The sequence below is a fragment of the Calidithermus roseus genome (genome assembly GCF_003574095.1).
In the GTDB taxonomy this organism is placed as follows: Bacteria; Deinococcota; Deinococci; order Deinococcales; family Thermaceae; genus Calidithermus; species Calidithermus roseus.
In genome coordinates this window covers 77,701-91,974 of the sequence record NZ_QWLA01000001.1, presented here as the reverse complement: position 1 = coordinate 91,974, position 14,274 = coordinate 77,701, and the positions used below count along the sequence as shown (strand labels likewise).

The window sequence follows — 14,274 nt, the reverse complement described above, 5'->3', positions numbered from 1 at the left end:
TCGTACGTCGTAGGTTCAAGGCAAGACGCCGGACAGCCTTTCAGGAGCAAAGGGGGATATTCACGAGCCCCCAGTCCTCAGACGTCTCAATGGCTATGGGCTATCGACCATTGCCCGAGGCATTTTGGTAGCATGGTGCGGTGATACCACGCCTTCACGATGTCCCCGGCGTGCTGGGCGAAATCTGCCGCCGTCGTCTGGCCGAGGTGTCGGCGCGGCCTTACCACTTCAGCCCCGACCTGAGCCGGCCCATTCCCTCGTTTTCCCAGGCCCTGGCTCTGCCGGGCCTCTCCCTGATCGCCGAGGTCAAGCGCAAGAGCCCTTCGCAGGGCGACATCGCCGCGCTGGATGCCCCCGCCGTGGCCCGCGCCTACGAGCAAGGCGGAGCCCGTGCCATCAGCGTGCTCACCGAACCTCACTACTTCGCCGGTTCCGAGGAGGACCTGCGGGCGGTGCGGCAGGCGGTGGGGCTGCCCCTGTTGCGCAAGGACTTCATCGTGCACCCTTCGCAAATCCCCGAAGCCCGCGCCCTGGGAGCCTCGGCGGTGCTCTTGATCGTGGCGGCGCTAGGCGAGCTGACGGGGGCTTACCTCGAGCTCAGCCGGAAAAACGGCCTCGAGGCCCTGGTGGAGATCCACGACGAGCGCGAACTCGACATCGCCCTGGAGGCCGGGGCCTCCATCGTGGGGATCAACAACCGCGACCTGGTGAGCCTGAAGGTCAACATGGACACTGCCCCCCGCCTGGGCGAACTGGCCCGCTCGAGGAGCTTCGAGGGCTTGCTGGTCGCCGAATCCGGCTACAGTACCCCCGAGGAGGTGCGCTCGCTCGTGGGCCGCTTCGACGCCGTGCTGGTGGGCACCCGTCTAGCCCGCAGCGGCAACTGGCAAAAGGCCATAGAAGCGCTGATGGCTGCTGCTGACTACCGCCGAATCTGAATGCGCCCCCCTCCGCCGTCCACCTTGAGGCCGATACGGCTGGGAGCCTGGCTATAGTCGGGGCTCTCGTAGAGGTTGAGCGCTCCTAACGGTTACGCTCGCGCAGCAGCAACACCACACCCAGGCCAATCAGGAGCAACGGCCACAGCAGGTCTCCGTTAATGCGGATCCAGCCCAGGTTGTCGAGCAGCAACCACGCTCCGACCAGCAGGAGAATCCATCCCAACACGCTGCTCCCGCTCCCGCCCCGACGCACTTCCTCAACCAGTTGGCGGGCCTTGCCCTGCACCTCCTCGAGCCCCTGACGCAAGCTCTCCTCAGAGCCGGTCGCGGTGGAGCCGGCCTTGGGGATGACAATCCACAAGATGATGTACAGCACGAAGCCACCCCCGCCGAACAGGGCCAGCAATACGAACAGGGCTCGCACTAAGACGGGGTCGATGGCGAAGTATTCGGCCAGACCACCACACACCCCCGCGATCACCTGGTCCTTCTCGCTGCGGTACAGCCTGCGCGGTTCGTTCATCGAATGCCCTCCCGTAAAGAAAATCCGCGAGCAGCCCCGGATTCACGCATCACTTCTCCAGGGATTTCCTGTTCTGCTCGCGCCACAGCAGGTAGGCCCCTACCGTGATCATCGCCAGAGGGAGCAGCACCTCGAGCGCTCCCCTAAACCAGCCTATCGTCAGCAAGACCAGGAGGGCCGTAGCGATAGCCGGGAAGATGGCCCAGCGCTGGCCGGTGGCGAACACCGCCGCGAAGGTAACGGTCAGGCCCAGGAAAAACAACGTTCCCCCGTCAATCCCCCAGACGCCCTCGAGGCCCGCCACCAGCGCCAGGGTGAGCAGGGTACCCCCTGGGATGATCGCCCACCAGTTTTCCCGTCGGTACAAGTAGACGCCCAGGAAGCCCAGGCCGATGGCTCCTAAAAACAGCGAGCCGCCCAGCTCCCCTAACTGGTCGCCAAAAGCGATCAGGCCAGCGATGGCCAGCAACACGAGGCCGGGAATAAGGGGCCAGGGCCGGGTGCGGTCCTGGAAGAAAAAGGCCAGGAAACCCAGCCCCGCCCCGGCAAATACCAGGGCAATGAAAGTCTCGCCGATGTTGACGCCAAGGTTGTGCAACAAGAACAAGATGCCTAGGCCCAACAGCACGAGCCCGATGATCGGTCTGGAATTGTCGTTTGACATACCGACCTCCTTTAGGCCCATACTAGATCCTTTCGGCCAGGACTTTCCTCCAGCTAAAGTCATAGCCGGGGCCTGACTTTTGTCATGACGGGCCTCCCGCGTCGCCCGGCCCACCCGCAAAAGCCCTGGATCGGCGTCCTCACGCAAACTCCAACGCTTTTTTTGAGCCCGCAGGTGAAAACGTATAATACGCCACGGCTGAGGCTATATCCTCACAACGCTTTAGGAGGCAACGGTGAACTTACACGAGTATCAGGCCAAAGAAATCCTGGCGAAGTACGGCATACCGGTTCCCCCCGGCAGGATCGCCTACACCGCCGATGAAGCCAAGCAGATCGCTACCGAGTTTGGCGACACAGTGGTGATCAAGGCCCAGGTTCACACCGGTGGCCGAGGCAAGGCAGGCGGCGTGAAGCTGGCCAAGACGCCCGAGGAAGCCCGCGAGAAGGCCGGCCAGATCCTAGGGCTCAACATCAAGGGCTTCATCACCAAGAAAGTCCTGGTGGCCAAGGCTGTGGACATCGCCAAGGAGTACTACGCCGGCCTCATCCTCGACCGCGTGACCCAGCGCGTGGTGTTGATGCTCTCTAAAGAAGGCGGGGTGGACATCGAGGAGGTGGCCGCTGAGCGCCCCGAGGCGATCATCAAGCACGCCATCGACCCGCACAAGGGCCTCAGGCCCTTCGAGGCCAGGGAACTGGTCAAGCGGGCCGGGATGGAGGGCAACCTCAACAAGCTGGCACAGATCCTCGTGCAGCTCTACCACGCCTACGAGGGCATCGACGCCTCGACCGCCGAGATCAACCCGCTGGTGGTGACGGCCAGCGGCGACGTCGTCGCCGCCGATGCCAAAATCGTCCTCGACGACAACGCCCTCTACCGCCACCCTGAACTTTCCCGCCTGCGCGAGGAAGAAGCCGAACACCCCCTCGAGGTCGAGGCCTCCAACTACGGCTTCGCCTACGTCAAGCTCGAGGGCAACGTGGGCATCATCGGCAACGGCGCGGGCTTGGTGATGTACACCCTCGACCTGGTGCAGCGGGTGGGGGGCAAGGCCGCCAACTTCCTCGACATCGGCGGCGGGGCCAAGGCCGATATCGTGTACAACGCGCTCAAGGTGGTGCTCAAAGACCCCGACGTCAAAGGCGTGTTCATCAACATCTTCGGCGGAATCACCCGCGCCGACGAGGTAGCCAAGGGCGTACTGCGGGCCATGGACGAGGGCATCCTGACCAAGCCCGTGGCCATGCGGGTCGCCGGGACTGCCGAGGAGGAGGCCAAGAAGCTGCTCGAGGGCCGCCCCATCTATATGTATCCGACCTCTATCGAAGCTGCCAAAGCCATCGTCGCGATGACCGGAGGTGCCCAATGAGCATCCTCGTCAACAAAAACACCCAAGTCCTCGTGCAGGGCATCACCGGGCGCGAGGGGGCTTTCCACGCCGAGCAGATGATGAAAGCCGGGACCAAGATCGTCGCCGGGATGACGCCCGGCAAGGGCGGGCAGATGGCCCAGGGGGTTCCGGTCTACGACACCGTCAAGGAGGCCACCCACCACCACCGCATCGACGCTTCGATCATCTTCGTGCCCGCACCGGGTGCGGCGGACGCGGCGCTCGAGGCTGCTCACGCCGGAATCCCGCTGGTGGTGCTGATTACCGAGGGCATCCCCACCATGGACATGGTCAAGGCCGTAGCCGAGATCAAAGCCATGGGTAACGTGCGCCTCATCGGCGGCAACTGTCCCGGCCTGATCACCCCCGGCGAGTGCAAACTGGGCATCATGCCCGCCAACGTGTTCAAGCGCGGCAAGGTGGGCCTCATCAGCCGCTCGGGCACCGTGACCTACGAGACCGCCAAGGCCCTCTCCGACGCGGGCTACGGCATCTCGACCTGCATCGGCATCGGCGGCGACCCCATCATCGGCACCACCTTCAAGGACCTGCTGCCCATGTTCAACGACGACCCCGAGACCGAGGCCGTGGTGATCTGCGGTGAAATCGGCGGCTCCGACGAGGAAGACGCCGCCGAATACATCAAGGCCCACATGAAGAAGCCCGTGGTGGGCTTCATTGGCGGGCGCAGCGCCCCCAAGGGCAAGAAGATGGGCCACGCCGGGGCTATCATCATGGGCAACGTGGGCACCCCCGAGTCGAAGCTGGCCGCCTTCGCCGCCGCCGGCGTGCCCGTAGCCGACACCATCGACGAGATCGTGGAGTTGGTGCGGGCCAAGCTGGGCTAATCCCTACCAGCAACCCCAAGGGCGACCCGTAGGTCGCCCTTGCTTCTTTAGTGGTATCCGGCTACTTTGTGTCTTCTTGACTATTCACCGGCTCGTTTGTAAAGAGCGCCACCTCGCATGAATGGCATCTGGTGGGGATAGAGGGCGCTAAGGTCTCCAAAGGGTATGAAGGAGGGTAGCGCATTCGCACTTGGGATCTACTTGAGCTAGACTTTAGTAGATCCACGGTCTGAGGTTTGTATGCCAAAAACTCAAGCCTATGCGGCCTCCTGGGCAAACTGGCTGATCTCCAGATGGGATGCGTTGGGCATGCTGTTTTGGCTACCCTATCTTGGGCTGTTTGTGTTGCTCGCACTTGCCGTAACCCTGGCCAAGTGGTGGGACGGCAGTTTGGCCGTGGGACAATTTTTACCCCTACAAATTCTGGCGGCGAGCTATGTTCCTTGGGGATTGCTGCTGATTCGCTACTTGATTCGAGCCGCACAAGAAGCGCTCGAGAATATTCAGCCTACCTTAGAGCCGAGTGAGGCTGACTATCAGGAACTCCGCTATCAGCTCTCGGTGGCCCCGGCTGTGCCTACGCTGGCTGCCACCCTGATCGGTGCGGGCTTTGGAATGTTCTACTGGCTGGTCATTATGCAACCGGTTCACCCTTTTATTTTGTGGGGTTCCTCCCGTTTAAGCCTGGCGATTGATTTAGGGATTGCGTTCTTGATCTGGGCAGTACTCGGTACGCTGTTTTTTATTGCCTTGCGCCAGAGCCGAACCCTCCAGCAGATTTATAGCCGCATCGAACAGATCAATCTAATGCTACCCCAACCCTTATATGCCCTTTCCAACCACACTTTGGTAGCCGCCGTGGGCGGCACCCTAATCAACTATGTCTGGTTCGCCGTACTCAGCCTGACCATCACCCACCCTCCCCCCGCCATCATCGCGGTTTCGTTAGGGATAGAAGCCATAATCGTGATGGTATTCGTACTTCCACTGTGGAGCATTCATATTTTGCTGCTAGAAGAGAAACATCGCCTGCAAGGCCTACTCAATGAGCGTTTACGAAAGGTCACTACCGACTTGCACCAGACCATAGACGCAGGGATGCTCGAGAAAATTGACCCGGTGCAAAAAGCCCTCTCCAGCATCCAGATTCAGCAAGCCGTTTTAGATCGAGTTTCCACCTGGCCCTGGCAGCCTGAGACCTTCCGCATCCTTTCCACTGCCATAGCGGCTCCTCTCCTAATCTGGTTGGTACAGCGAATCCTGAGCCGTTTATTCACCTGAGACGCTCTATGGTCATTCAGCAAACCATTCTCAGACCGTATCCGCCCAGTTGGGTAGATTGGCTCTACGACTGGATAGAGCGAAAACCCGTCCCATTCGGGTTGCTTTATGTGGCAATGGGCTTGTGGTTTTTTACTGCCGAGACGCTGGTCAAGTGGTGGGACGGCAGTTATCCGGTGGGCACCATAAACCTGTTTCATTTCATCAACAGCAGCATGTTTGCCATCGGCCTGGGACTGGTGCACTACCTGCGTAAGTCGGCTAGAGCAACCTTTGTGCATTTTCGACCCTTCTTACCCATGAACGACCAGGACAGCGATATTGAATGTTACAAACTCACCACGGCCCGTAGTCACTGGGCCCTGCTGGCCAGCCTGCTAGGGGTTTCGTGGGCCCTGCTACAGCATCACACTGCCCCGGCCAAAGAAACCTCGCTGATGTTTACTTCCCTGCCCGCCAGCGTGATAGACATGATCATCCTGTTGGTTTTTTGGTGGACCCTAGGGGGGTTGATTTACTGGCTAATTCACTATCTACGGGCTAGTGAAAAGATGCACCGAAAAAGCAATGCTGACCTGATGCGGCCTCAGGCTTTATATGTGTTTTCCCGGCTCAACTTGCGAATCGTCATCGGGGTGACTTTTATCAACTACGCCTGGCTTTATTTTGCCCCTCGGCAAAGCCTGCAATACAGCGATTACCTGACCTGCTTGGTAGCAGAGTTGGTGGTGCTGGCGGCGTTTATTTGGCCTGCTTGGGGTATCCACGGGGTGCTTCTTAAGGAAAAGCGCCGTTTGCAAGACGAAGCGCACTCGAAGATCGAGCGCCTGGTAACCCAGCTTTATGTCGAGATCGACATGGGTAGCTACCAGCAGATGGACGGCGTCTTTAAGGGGCTGGTGGCCTTGCAAACCGAGACTGCATTGCTCGAGCGCAGTTCTACTTGGCCCTGGCCGGTCGAGACCCCTAGACTACTGGCAACGGCGATTTTTGTTCCCATTCTCTTGTGGGTCGCTCAGCGCCTGCTCGAGCGCTTTGGCATCTAAGGGGATGATGATACCCGCTCAAACCCTCACCACTTCGTCAGTTACCCCAAGCTTGCGATTTTTTATCAGCGCCAGCTTACAAGAACTGACCGAAGAACGCCTGGTTGCGCGAAGTGTAATCCAGAATCTGGGTCACGCTTGTGTGATGTTCGAGATGGGAGCTAGGCCTCATCCCCCACAAAGCCTGTATCGGTTCTATATTCAGCAGAGCCAGGTCTTCGTGGGGATTTACTATCAGCGCTATGGTTGGATTGCTCCCAACATGACCCTTTCGGGTCTGGAGGACGAGTATCGCTTGGCCGCCCACCTACCCCAGCTGATCTACATCAAGGAACCCTCCCCCAGACGAGAGCCTCGCTTGACTCAGTTGCTCGATACCATCCGGGCCACGGCTACTCATCCCAAAACCTTCTCGACCCTCGAGGAATTGCGTCAACTGTTGCACGCCGACCTGGTTCAGCTAAACCAACAGCCCCCTCCCGCTCTATCAGAATCCAAGCCTGCGGTGATACCGCAGCTTCCAGCCGCTCTGACCTCCCTCATCGGACGTGATGACGAGATCGCAGCCGTCCGGACTCTATTGTTGCAAGGGGAAAGATTGGTAACGCTGGTGGGTCCAGGCGGGGTGGGCAAGACCCGGATCGCCGCAGAGGTAGCCCGTGGGCTCGAGCTGCAGTTAGCAGATGGTGTGCACTTTATTTCCCTCACAACCCTGAGCGACCCGGCTATGTTGTTACCGTCCATTGCCCGCAGTTTCGGCCTGCTGGAGTCGAGTAGTCGCCCGCTCATGGAGAGCCTGCTCGAATACCTGTATCCCAAGAAATTGTTGCTGGTGTTGGATGGTTTTGAAGGTATATTGCCTGCGGCGCCATGGGTCAGCGAGCTTTTGGGAAAAGCCCCAGGCCTTCAGATTCTGATCACCAGCCGCGCGGTGCTACGGATTTTCGGTGAACGAGATTTTGCGGTTTCCCCTCTGCAACTCCCGCCCAGCGGCGCGGATTTTGCCCAGCTCAGCCAGAGCGAAGCGGTGCGGCTTTTTGTGGAGCGGGCCGCCGCAGTCAATCCCAACTTTTCGTTAACCGCCGAAAATGCCCCTATTGTGGGAGAAATTTGCCGCCGCCTGGACGGCTTGCCGCTGGCGATTGAACTCGCCGCCGCGCGAATCAAGGTGTTGCAACCCAAGGCTTTACTGCAACGCCTGTCCAACCGCCTTAAAACGCTGACCGATGGGCCTCGCGACCTCCCTGAGCGCCAGCGCACCCTGCGGGATGCCATCGAGTGGAGTTATCGGTTGCTGTCGGCTCAAGAGCAGCGCTTATTTACCTGCATGGCGGTATTTGTGGCCGGAAGCAATTTGGAAGCCGTTGAAGCAGTCTGTCATGATGAAACCGATCTGGATTTACTCGATGAGGTCATTGGTCTTGTAGAAAAGAGCCTGGTGGTTCAAACGCAACCGAGCCTCGAGCCCCGCTTTTCGATGCTCGAGACTATACGCGAGTTTGCCCTGGAAAAACTCGAGCTTTCCGGACAAGCCCCCAAGCGCCGCGAGATACACGCCGCCTACTACCTCGAGTTGGCCGAGGCGGCCAATGCCGGGCGTATCGGCCCCCAGCAGATAGGTTGGCTGGAACGGCTTGACCTCGAGCAGGCCAACCACCGCGCAGCCCTAACCTGGCTGATTGCAAACCAAAAAGCCACAGAAGCCCTGCGTCTGGCCTCGAGCCTGCGCTGGTTCTGGGACTTACGCGGCCAATTTAGTGAGGGGTGGCGCTGGCTGCAAGACGCACTGGCTCTACCTGGAGAAGTTCCTCCGTTGATTCGCGCAAACGCATTGATGGGTCTGGGGGTTTTGCTTTGGCGACAAGGAAACTACACCACCGCCCGCCCACTGATGGAAGAATCCCTGGCTCTCCGCCGAGCCCATGGCGACCTGGAAGGCATCGCCAATGCCTTGCAAAATCTGGGCAACCTAACGACGCATCTGGGCGATTTTGCATCGGCCCGCACCTACCAAGACGAAAACCTTTCGATTCGGCGACGGCTTGGAGAAAAAAGCAACCTGGCCGATGCCCTTTTCTCTCGTGGCAATCTGGCACTGGTGGAGGGCAAGTTATCTGAGGCTAAAAGCCTGTATCTGGAAAGCTTAGCGGCCTATACGGAAGTGGGAGATGCGCTGGGCCTTCCCTTTGTGGTGGTTAATCTGGCTGAGGTGGCTCGGCTAAGGGGCGATTATCCGGCTGCCCAGACCCTAGGCGAAGATGCTATGCGCCGCGCAGAGCAACTAGGCGACCGACTGCGTCTCGCCAACGCCTTGCAAAGCCTGGGTCTTACCGCTCGAGACCAGGGCCAGCTTGACGAAGCTGAAGCAAAGCTGCAACAAAGCCTGGCTATTTACCGCGAGCTAGGGCATGGGCTCAAGATTGGTTTTGTTAGCAGCGAATTGGGCACGGTTATGCTGCAAAAAGGCCGCCTCGCCGCAGCAAGGCAGTTACTTGAGGAGGGCCTTAGAACCCACAACTCCCTAGGACTCAAACCCGGTGTTGCCTATGGGTTGTTGGGCCTGGCCGAAACGGCCCTGCGAGAAGGAAATCTCGCCGAAGCCAAAGAGTATCTCCGCAGCGGTTTTCCCATGGCCTATCAAACCACCGACCACCTCACTATAGTCCGCTACCTGGAAACTCTGGCCCTTTTACTCTTGCACAGCAACCCGATCCAATCGGCGCGCCTGTTTGGCGCGGCTCAGGTTATACGCCAAAAAAACGAGGTTGTGGTGACCCCAGCCGAACAACCCACATTACAAGCGGGGTTACATCAACTCTCCCGCGTTTTCGACAAACAAACCCTCGAGCAGCTCAAACAAGAGGGGCTGGAGCTGGATTTGGCCACCAGCTACCTGGAAATGCTCGACTAAAGTCACTCTCGCCTGAGAGGCAAAGCACCGAAGGCCAACCCAGGGGGGTAGGAGAGCTTCCCGCGCAAAGCTTGGCAATCTGGTTGTGTCCAAAGCTCAAGCGAGAAGCGCTTACTGCCGAACCTTTGGGCTCACCCTTTTCAGGCATAGCGGGTGTGGAGTAACGCAGCTTCCCCGGCGAGTTCGGCCAGGGACTCCAGCCGTACCCCGACCTCGAGCCCCTTCCGAGCCAGATAGGGCAATACCAACTCGGTGCTCAAATTGCCCACCAGGTCGTCCCCGGCGAAGGGGCAGCCCCCGATTCCGCCCAGCGCGCCCTCGAGCCAGCGCACTCCGCTCGCCAGCACGGCATCCACCTTCTCTAGCGTGCCCTCAGGCCTCGAGTGCAGGTGGGCCCCGATCTCCTCAGGACCAAAAGCCCGGACCACCGCGCTCAGGGTCTCTCCGATGACTTCGGCGGTCGCCACGCCGTAGGTATCGGCCAGGGCGATCTCCTGAACGCCCATTTCTCGCAGCCTGCCCACGAACTCCACGGGAAGCTGGGGGCTCCAAGGGTCGCCATACGGGTTGCCGAAGCCCATGGAGAGGTACACGACGAACTTCAGCCCATTCCCGGCCATATCGCGCATGCGGGCCACCTGCTCCCAGGAGTCGGCGATGGTCTTGTTGAGGTTCTTGAGCTGAAAGGTCTCGCTGATGGAGAAGGGATAGCCCACGCTGGTCACGCCCTGCGCTTGCAGGGCGCGCTCGAGGCCCTTTTCATTGGCAACGATGACCAAATATTCCCGGCCCCCAGGCGGAGGCAGCTCGGCCAGCACGGCCTCGGCATCGGCGTGCTGGGGCACCCATTTGGGCGAGACGAAACTGGTGAGGTCGAGATGGCGAAAGCCAGCCTCGAGCAGTCGCTTGAGGTAGGCGACCTTTTGCGCGGTAGGGATGAATCCCTTGAAGCCCTGCCAGGAATCCCTGGGACATTCCACCCATTTCATGCTCGGTAATCGTACCGCGCGATGCCGTCGGGTTGCACTACGTAGAGTTCGCCGAAGCGGGGCAACCCCAGCGCGAAGAAGCGCCGCAGCATCCGGCATATGAGCTCGCCGTCGGTCACGTCGGGGTGCAGCACGATGCGCCCGGCAGCTACCGGCAGCTTGATGGGGTCGCTGAAGTCGAGGTCCAGGGTGAGTAGAATGCGGCCCTCGCGGTGCAAATAGGCGTTGAGGGTCTCGTCCGAGCGGCCCGACAACCCCACGTCGCGCACCGTCAGCACGTCGTGGCCCTCGGTGAGCAGCCACCACGAGACGGTCAGGGGGATGTTCTCATCCAGCAAGATCTTCAGGGTCGTCATAGACGTTGAGTTCGATCCACTCGTAGTTGCTCATGCGCGCGCCGTAAAGCAGCGCGGCCTGCACGTCCTCACGGGTCAGGGCAGGGTACTCCTCGAGCACCTCCTGCACCGACAGGCCACAAGCCAGCAACTCCAGGATCGTGTGCACGGCGATGCGGGTCCCCCTGATGCGGGGCCGACCACGCAGCACGTGGGGGTTGGAGTTGATGCGGGAGAGCAAAGCGTCGTGAGACCGGGCGCTGAGTTTCAAGATGGCCTCCCCTCTCCTCCCCGCAAAGCACCGGCAGGTCCTCGGTTGTAGCGTGGGAAACGGCTCTCCGTCGCGCTATATCCGAGAACCCCTAGCCATAAAAGCCTGCTTTGGGGTCGTCTGGCTTCAGGATACCCGAAAACTGCAAGAGAATGCGGGAAAAGGTCACGAAGGGGTCGTACGTCGTACGCCAAACGCCGCGGGTCACGTTGGGGGCGTTTTGTGTTTGGCGCACCTTAGCCATCGGCTCATACCTGAAACACCCCCACGTTCATCTGCTCACGCACGGGATTGAGCGCACAGGCCTCGAGGCTCCTCACCAACCGCTCGCGCGTCTCGTGAGGGAAGATCACTTCGTCTACCCACAACCGCGCCGCCGCATAGCGCGGGTCGAGGGTTTCCTCGTAGCGGCCCTTGATGCGCTCGTAGAGCTCCTTGAGGTCCTGGTCGGTGGGGGTTTTGCCCTCGCGCTCGAGCTTGGCGACCTCGATCTCCAGCAAGGTCTTGGCGGCCTGCGCCCCGCCCATCACGGCGTACTTGGCGCTTGGCCAGGCGTAGATGAAGCGCGGGGCGTAGGCTTTCCCGGCCATGGCGTAGTTGCCCGCGCCGAAGGAGCCGCCGGTGATGAGGGTGATCTTGGGCACCACCGAGTTGCTCACCGCGTTGACCAGCTTGGCTCCCCGCCGGATGATGCCCTGCTGCTCGGACTCCTTGCCCACCATGAAGCCGGTAACGTCCATGAGGAACAGCAAGGGGATGAAGCGCTGGTTGACCTCGAGGATGAAGCGGGCGGCCTTGTCGGCGGCCTCGGCGTAGATCACGCCTCCGACTTCGATCTTCCCCGACCCGCCGGGAGGGGCAGGTTTTTTGATGATGGTGCGTTGGTTGGCGACGATGCCCACCGGGAAGCCGCCCAAGCGGGCGTAGCCACAGACCAGGGTCTCGCCGTAACCGCCCTTGAACTCGTGGAACTCCGAGCCATCCACCAGCCGGGCGATCACCTCGCGCACGTCGTAGGGGCGGGTGCTATCGGGCGAAACCAGGCCGTAGAGGTCTTCGGCAGCGTAGGCCGGTTCCACTGGAGGGATGCGCTCACGGGCCCAGGGAGCGAGCTCGGGGGCAGAGTACAGCGCCGCCAGGGCGCGGATGCGCTCGATGGCGGCCTCGTCGCTGGGCTCGTAGAAGTCCACGGTGCCCGAGATTTCGGCGTGCATGCGGGCCCCACCCAGTTCCTCCGAGCTGACTTCCTGCCCGATGGCGGCTTTGACCAGCGCGGGCCCGGCCAAGTAGAGCCCCGAGCCCTCGGTCATGATCAGCGCGTCGGTCATCAGCGGCAGGTAGGCCCCGCCCGCCACGCAGTTGCCCATGATGGCCGAGATCTGGGGGATGCCCAGACCTGACATGCGAGCATTGAGGTAGAAGATGCGCCCGAAGTCGTCCTGGTCGGGGAAAACCTCGTCCTGCAGGGGCAGGAAGACCCCGGCGGAGTCGACGAGGTAGACGGTGGGGATGCGGTTCTCGAGCGCAATGGTCTGCGCCCGGATGACCTTCTTGGCGGTGATGGGGAAAAAAGCCCCGGCCTTCACGGTGGCGTCGTTGGCAACGATCATCCAGTCGCGCCCGGCGATCTTGCCGATGCCCGTGACCACGCCCCCACCAGGAGCCCCACCCCACTCCTCGTACATGTGCCAGCCGGCATAGCTCAGGATTTCCTGAAACTCGCTCTGCGGATCGATCAGCCGGGCGATGCGCTCGCGGGCAGTGAGCCGCTTGCGGGCGTGCTGCCGTTCGATGGCCTTCCTGCCCCCACCTCGCCGGACGACCTCGAGGCTGCTCCTGAAGTCGGCGATGCGCTCGACCCAGGCGTCCTTGTTCTGCTTGAAGGTCGGGTTGTCCCGGTCCTCGGGCTTGAGTGCGCTGCTGAGCATGAATAAAGTCTAACGGATTTTTGCAAGAAAGCAGTAATTCCGTCAGGTTTCCGCCGACATGCCCCTACAGCGAAGCCGCCACCTCGCCAATGAGCTCGGCCACCGCGTAGGCATCGTAAATGTCGCTGTAGCCCATCAGCGAGACGCGGAAAATCTTGCCCTTGAGCGCCCCCTGCCCACCGATGATGGTAGCCCCACGCAGCGCGAAGGCCTCCTTGAGCCTAGCGTACGTCACCCCCTCGGGCAGGTAGAAAGCTGTGGTGGCGGGGCTTCTGACCTCGGGGACGGGCTTGAAGCCAGCGGCTTCGCCCGCTTCGTAGAGCAGGGCGTTTTGCTTGGCCTTTAGGCAGAGGTGGTCCTCGAGCTGGGGCAGCACCTCACCCAGCACTCCGGCCACCGCCGCGACCAGGTTGATCGCGGGTGTCCAGGCCGACTCCCCCTCCTTCTGCACCTTGAGTTCCTTGGCGAGGTTGAGGTAGTACCCCCTGGGCTTGAGGCGCTCCAGGGCCCTGGGCGAAAGCGCGGCATAGCCCAGCCCCGGCGGGCACATGGTCCCCTTCTGCGACCCCGAGGCGGCGGCGTCCACGCCCCACAGCTCCAGCGCCACCGGGCTCACCAGCAAGCTGGTGACCATGTCGGCCACCACCAACGCCTCGGGGAAGCGGGCCTTGAAAGCCTTCGCCAGCTCCTTGACGTCGTTGAGGGCTCCGGTCGAGCTTTCCGAGTGGGTCAGCAAAGCCCCGTGGAAAGGCCCCTCGAGCCCCTCGAGCAGGCCCGGCTCCACGCTCTTGCCGTACTCGAGGTCGAGCCGCTCCACCTCCAGGCCCATGGCCTGGGCGATCTCGGCCCAGCGCTCGCTGAACTTGCCGTGCACGGGCACCCACACCCGCTCGCCCGGCGCGAAGAGGTTGAGCACCAGCGCCTCCATGGCCGCGGTGCCCGATCCGGTGAGGATCAGCACCTCGCCTTGGGTATTCCAGGCTTGCTTGAGGCCCTCTCTGGCGGCCTTGAACAGGCTGCGGGCTTCGTCGGTGCGGTGGTGCAACTGGGGCCGGGCCAGGGCTTCGATCGCTTTTGGGTGAAGCTCGACCGGGCCAGGGGTCAGCAGGCGGCGGCGGTAGACCGACATGGCACCAAGTCTAGC

The 14,274-nt window shown here is 61.3% G+C and carries 13 protein-coding genes; 6 read left to right on the top strand and 7 right to left on the bottom strand.

Annotation, left to right across the window (positions count from 1 at the left end; all coding sequences use genetic code 11):
• Positions 1-140 precede the first annotated feature (140 nt).
• A complete protein-coding gene (gene trpC / locus Mrose_RS00410) occupies positions 141-938 on the top strand; it encodes an indole-3-glycerol phosphate synthase TrpC (protein ID WP_119275457.1) in 798 nt (265 codons plus the stop codon).
• Between the two features lie 85 nt (positions 939-1,023).
• Here the strand turns inward: trpC and Mrose_RS00405 are convergent, their stop codons facing one another.
• Both Mrose_RS00405 and Mrose_RS00400 read right to left on the bottom strand, forming a co-directional pair.
• Positions 1,024-1,464, bottom strand: a complete 441-nt coding sequence (locus Mrose_RS00405; RefSeq protein WP_119275456.1) for a PspC domain-containing protein — start codon at positions 1,462-1,464, stop codon at positions 1,024-1,026.
• A gap of 49 nt (positions 1,465-1,513) precedes the next feature.
• The gene (locus Mrose_RS00400) at positions 1,514-2,128 is read right to left on the bottom strand and encodes a hypothetical protein (protein ID WP_119275455.1); all 615 of its coding nucleotides are present in this window, start codon (positions 2,126-2,128) and stop codon (positions 1,514-1,516) included.
• A gap of 235 nt (positions 2,129-2,363) precedes the next feature.
• Between Mrose_RS00400 and sucC the strand changes: the two genes are divergently transcribed.
• From sucC to Mrose_RS00380, 5 genes are all read left to right on the top strand, one after another.
• Positions 2,364-3,500 carry an ADP-forming succinate--CoA ligase subunit beta gene (sucC, locus tag Mrose_RS00395; RefSeq protein WP_119275454.1) on the top strand — a complete coding sequence of 379 codons (1,137 nt, stop codon included), beginning with the start codon at positions 2,364-2,366 and terminating at the stop codon, positions 3,498-3,500.
• Positions 3,497-4,369, top strand: a complete 873-nt coding sequence (gene sucD / locus Mrose_RS00390) for a succinate--CoA ligase subunit alpha (protein ID WP_119275453.1) — start codon at positions 3,497-3,499, stop codon at positions 4,367-4,369. Before sucC ends, sucD begins: the two co-directional genes overlap by 4 nt.
• A 240-nt stretch (positions 4,370-4,609) precedes the next feature.
• On the top strand, positions 4,610-5,650 hold the full coding sequence (locus tag Mrose_RS00385; protein WP_119275452.1) for a hypothetical protein: 1,041 nt from the start codon (positions 4,610-4,612) through the stop codon (positions 5,648-5,650).
• 8 nt (positions 5,651-5,658) lie between these two features.
• On the top strand, positions 5,659-6,696 hold the full coding sequence (locus tag Mrose_RS18710; protein WP_182482610.1) for a hypothetical protein: 1,038 nt from the start codon (positions 5,659-5,661) through the stop codon (positions 6,694-6,696).
• A 4-nt stretch (positions 6,697-6,700) separates the two neighbouring features.
• Positions 6,701-9,607, top strand: a complete 2,907-nt coding sequence (locus Mrose_RS00380) for a tetratricopeptide repeat protein (RefSeq protein WP_338025227.1) — start codon at positions 6,701-6,703, stop codon at positions 9,605-9,607.
• A 140-nt stretch (positions 9,608-9,747) separates the two neighbouring features.
• Here the strand turns inward: Mrose_RS00380 and Mrose_RS00375 are convergent, their stop codons facing one another.
• The 5 genes from Mrose_RS00375 to Mrose_RS00355 form a co-directional block, all read right to left on the bottom strand.
• Complete coding sequence (locus Mrose_RS00375) at positions 9,748-10,596, bottom strand: hydroxymethylglutaryl-CoA lyase (protein WP_119275450.1); 849 nt, start codon at positions 10,594-10,596, stop codon at positions 9,748-9,750.
• Positions 10,593-10,952: a DUF5615 family PIN-like protein gene (locus Mrose_RS00370; RefSeq protein WP_245969365.1), complete on the bottom strand. Its 360-nt coding sequence runs from the start codon at positions 10,950-10,952 to the stop codon at positions 10,593-10,595. Before Mrose_RS00370 ends, Mrose_RS00375 begins: the two co-directional genes overlap by 4 nt.
• A complete protein-coding gene (locus Mrose_RS00365) occupies positions 10,924-11,202 on the bottom strand; it encodes a DUF433 domain-containing protein (RefSeq protein ID WP_119275449.1) in 279 nt (92 codons plus the stop codon). The genes Mrose_RS00370 and Mrose_RS00365 overlap by 29 nt, the downstream gene beginning before the upstream one ends.
• Positions 11,203-11,450: 248 nt before the next feature.
• Entirely contained in the window at positions 11,451-13,130 is a 1,680-nt protein-coding gene (locus Mrose_RS00360) for an acyl-CoA carboxylase subunit beta (RefSeq protein WP_119275448.1), read from the bottom strand.
• Between the two features lie 64 nt (positions 13,131-13,194).
• Positions 13,195-14,259: a pyridoxal-phosphate-dependent aminotransferase family protein gene (locus Mrose_RS00355; protein ID WP_119275447.1), complete on the bottom strand. Its 1,065-nt coding sequence runs from the start codon at positions 14,257-14,259 to the stop codon at positions 13,195-13,197.
• Positions 14,260-14,274: the final 15 nt, after the last annotated feature.

What these genes read in the sequence shown, in the direction of transcription:
- Mrose_RS00370 (WP_245969365.1), bottom strand. Translation starts at nt 10,952, where the DNA reads ATGACGACCCTGAAGATCTTGCTGGATGAGAACATCCCCCTGACCGTC.
- Mrose_RS00405 (WP_119275456.1), bottom strand. Translation starts at nt 1,464, where the DNA reads ATGAACGAACCGCGCAGGCTGTACCGCAGCGAGAAGGACCAGGTGATC.
- Mrose_RS00355 (WP_119275447.1), bottom strand. Translation starts at nt 14,259, where the DNA reads ATGTCGGTCTACCGCCGCCGCCTGCTGACCCCTGGCCCGGTCGAGCTT.
- Mrose_RS00380 (WP_338025227.1), top strand. Translation starts at nt 6,701, where the DNA reads ATGATGATACCCGCTCAAACCCTCACCACTTCGTCAGTTACCCCAAGC.
- Mrose_RS18710 (WP_182482610.1), top strand. Translation starts at nt 5,659, where the DNA reads ATGGTCATTCAGCAAACCATTCTCAGACCGTATCCGCCCAGTTGGGTA.
- sucD (WP_119275453.1), top strand. Translation starts at nt 3,497, where the DNA reads ATGAGCATCCTCGTCAACAAAAACACCCAAGTCCTCGTGCAGGGCATC.
- Mrose_RS00360 (WP_119275448.1), bottom strand. Translation starts at nt 13,130, where the DNA reads ATGCTCAGCAGCGCACTCAAGCCCGAGGACCGGGACAACCCGACCTTC.
- Mrose_RS00385 (WP_119275452.1), top strand. Translation starts at nt 4,610, where the DNA reads ATGCCAAAAACTCAAGCCTATGCGGCCTCCTGGGCAAACTGGCTGATC.
- Mrose_RS00375 (WP_119275450.1), bottom strand. Translation starts at nt 10,596, where the DNA reads ATGAAATGGGTGGAATGTCCCAGGGATTCCTGGCAGGGCTTCAAGGGA.
- Mrose_RS00400 (WP_119275455.1), bottom strand. Translation starts at nt 2,128, where the DNA reads ATGTCAAACGACAATTCCAGACCGATCATCGGGCTCGTGCTGTTGGGC.